This is a genomic window from Microbacterium sp. Bi128, assembly GCF_918698205.1.
Genome location: NZ_CAKKMM010000551.1, coordinates 1 through 3158, shown reverse-complemented (window position 1 = coordinate 3158; position 3158 = coordinate 1). Strand labels below are relative to the sequence as shown.

Here is a 3158-nt window from a genome sequence, read left to right as displayed (position 1 = left end):
GGATATGCGTAACGGGTCGCGGTCTGCCGGGGCGGTGAGTTCGGCCTGGATTTCATGGGCCAGCCGGTACGTCATGTCCTTGCGCCAGGCGGGCAGGCCGTGGACGTCGTCGTGGTACAGCTCATCGGGGATGGCGGCATCCAAGGCCTCGGAGAGAGCATCAGTGAGGGCGCCGGCGAGCGCCGCCGCGGAGGACTCCAGGCGCAGCTGCACGGGGCGCTTGGTGGCTGCGGTGACGGTCAGGACCAGGGTGCCGCCGGCGTCGAGCCTTCCAATCAGCAGCACCGCTGACCTGCCCAGGTTGCTCAGCGACAGCCGGCGGAAGGCCACCCGGGAGGACAGGGCCGCCGCCGGCAGGCTCACGCTGCGCAGGAGCTCGCCGGGAGCGAGGCAGTTCGTCCCGTCGCCCGTAACGAAGTCCAGCACCGGGAGCGTGCGGCGGGCGCCGCCGGGGCCCAGAATGGTGGCCGTGGCGTCGAGCGCTGCGCAGAGCGAGATCATGGGCCCGGCCGGCAGGGAAGTGCACAGGTTGCCGCCCACCGTGGACATGGTCCAGACCTTGAAGGAGGCCACAAAGGACTCGCAGCAGGGGCGGACGAGTTCCACGCCGGGCCAGTTCCCGGCCACCCCCCGGCCGGCGTCCGAGCCGGCATCCGCATCCGCATCCGCATCCGGGAATGCATACAGTTGCGCGATGGTGCAGGTCGCCGCCAGCTCGATGCCGGCCGCCGACACCGCTATGGGTGTCCAGTCCGTGGAGCCGAGGTCCAGGAGGCGCCGGAGCGGTTCCTGTCCGGCGGCGGGGCTCCCGGAGGAGAAAAGCACGGTACCCCCCGCGAGCCAGGCGTCCCCTTCGCGCCACTGCGTCGGATCCGCGGTGCGGACCACGGCCTCGATGGTGTTCATGTCCACTGGGCCTCCTCAGGTTCCGGCATGCCGGCGCTGCTGTCGTGATGGTTGCGGCCGTGATGGTTGCGGCCGTGATGACTGCTGTCCTGATGATTTCGGGAGTAGTGGTGAATGGGGCCGCTGGCATCCTTCAGGGACACGCTGCCCTGGGCCAGCCCGGCGGCCTTGCTCCGGTTGGCCACGAGTTCTGCCGTGATGGAGACCGCGACCTCTTCCGGCGTGACGGCCCCGAGGTCCAGGCCGATGGGTGAGTGCAGCCGGGCCAGGTCGCCGTCGGCCACGCCGGCCTGCCGCAGAGCATCGATCCGCCCGCGGTGGCTTCGTCTGGACCCCATGGCGCCGACATAGTCCACGTCCAGGCCGAGCGCGGCCTGCAGGAGCGGGACATCGAATTTCGGATCGTGTGTGAGCACGCAGATGGCCGTCCGGGCGTCGGTGCGGCCGGCCAGCACTTGGTCCGCCAAGTACCGGTGCGGCCAGGCCGTGGCCACCTCGTCCGCGGCGCCGAACCTGTCCTGCTGTGCGAACGCCGGGCGCGCATCGCACACCGTGACATGGAAGCCCAGGAGTTTCGCGGGCGGCACGAGTGCCGCACCGAAGTCATTGGCGCCGAAGATCAGCAGGCGCGGTGCCGGTAGCCGGCTCTCCACCAGCAGGCTCACGGGTTCCTGCTGGCGCTCCCCCGCGGACGCGATCCGGACCAGCCCTGTACGGCCTCCCCTCAGCAGCGGTTCCAACTGGGCTGCTGCCGCCCGCATCGCGAGCCCGGCACCACCGGAACCGCCCGCACCGAGCATCGCGGCGAGTTCGGCCGACTGCAGTACCTGGAAGGCCGCCGGGTCTGGAACCACGACGGCGCCGCCTCCGCCGGCGTCTACCCTGCGGATCAGCGCAGCGCCGCCGGCCGGATGCCTCCCGGCCAGGGCCAGCAGGCCGTCCAGCCGCAGCCGGCCGGGCCCCGTATCCACGGGTTCGATGTGGATTTCCAGCCTGCCGCCGCAGGTCAGCCCGGCGGCAAACGCGTCCTCGGCGCTGTAGCCGAAGCACTCCCGGCGCGTCCCGCCATCGCGCATTGCCGCCAGAGCCGCCTCCACAACGGCCCCTTCAACGCAGCCGCCGGACAGGCTGCCCAGCACCTCACCGGCCTCGGAGACCAGCATGGAGGTGCCCACGGGCCTCGGCACCGATCCGTCGGTGCCCACCACGGTGGCCACCGCGTAGCGCTGCCCGGACGCGGCCGGCGGCCATGTGCCCAGGTGCGGGAGCAGATCCAACATGGCCGCAGTCCCCGGCGCTAGTAGTCGGTCCGGGACTCAAGCGAGTTCCAGGCCTTGAAGGGATCCAGTGCCGCGGGCGCTTGCGGGTCTGTCAGTTGCAGCCTGCCCACCGGCATGAGCGTGTCGCGCTGGTCGTTTTCGAAGTATTCGTAGAAGACGGCGTCATCGAACCCCGCAGCCGCGGCATCGTGCCGGTCCGCGGCGAACATCACGCGTGACACCCGCGCCCACAGTGCGGACGCCAGGCACATGGGGCACGGCTCGCAGCTGCAGTAGAGCGTGGCTCCGCTGAGATCGAAAGTGCCAAGTTCGCTGCAGGCCTGCCGGATGGCCGTGACCTCGGCGTGCGCCGTGGGATCGTTGGTGGCGGTGACGCGGTTGACGCCTTCGAACGCTAGCCCGTCCGCAGTGACCACCACTGCGCCGAACGGGCCGCCGCCGTTCAGGACGTTGGCCGTAGCCAACTCGATGGATCTCGCCAGGAACTTCTGGGCCGTATCGGTTGTAGTCATGCCGCCACTCCCTACCTGCGGAAGCCTGTACACCGTGACGGGTACGCAAGGGCCGTATGCGACGGTGACCAGTCTTCAGCATGTGCCTTGAAGGTTGCGCCTGGTAGATAGCTTCCCGCGTCCCGGGCTGCCCGCCGTTGGCAAGATCGACAGTAGCACCGGGATGTCCGCGCGGCGCGCCCTATTTGAGGGAAGCCCAGTTTCGTTATGTGAAATCTCTATTTCCGGGTCTTCACGCCAACGCCGCCCTACCGCCCAAACAAAACGCCTACCGGCCAAAGAGCGGCAGCGCACGGAGCCATCGGGAAAAGCCGCGGTCCCTCCGTTCGCAGTCGGCCGGAATGTAGAAGTCCGGGTCTGTGGCACCGAAGTCCGCGGCGCTGAACGGCAGGTACAGCTCCTGGCCGGGCGCCGGAAATTCAACGGCACTGCCCTTCTCCTGCGAGTTCATGGATTCCTC

Annotated in this window: 4 protein-coding genes; all 4 read right to left on the bottom strand. The window is 69.4% G+C overall.

From position 1 onward, the window contains the following. Positions 1-912, bottom strand: a 912-nt coding sequence (locus LQV45_RS22725; RefSeq protein WP_230008937.1) for an FAD binding domain-containing protein, incomplete at its 3' end; no start/stop codon positions are given. Next, positions 903-2186 carry an XdhC family protein gene (locus LQV45_RS22720; RefSeq protein ID WP_230008936.1) on the bottom strand — a complete coding sequence of 428 codons (1284 nt, stop codon included), beginning with the start codon at positions 2184-2186 and terminating at the stop codon, positions 903-905. The genes LQV45_RS22725 and LQV45_RS22720, both read right to left, overlap by 10 nt. Positions 2187-2203: 17 nt before the next feature. Continuing rightward, a complete protein-coding gene (locus tag LQV45_RS22715) occupies positions 2204-2698 on the bottom strand; it encodes a nucleoside deaminase (protein ID WP_230008935.1) in 495 nt (164 codons plus the stop codon). 268 nt (positions 2699-2966) lie between these two features. Continuing rightward, positions 2967-3158 (bottom strand): hypothetical protein (locus LQV45_RS22710; protein WP_230008934.1); only part of this gene is annotated, 192 nt, incomplete at its 5' end.

Bases quoted from the DNA above. Each gene is read 5' to 3' on its own strand.
- LQV45_RS22720 (WP_230008936.1), bottom strand. From the start codon at position 2,186: ATGTTGGATCTGCTCCCGCACCTGGGCACATGGCCGCCGGCCGCGTCC.
- LQV45_RS22715 (WP_230008935.1), bottom strand. From the start codon at position 2,698: ATGACTACAACCGATACGGCCCAGAAGTTCCTGGCGAGATCCATCGAG.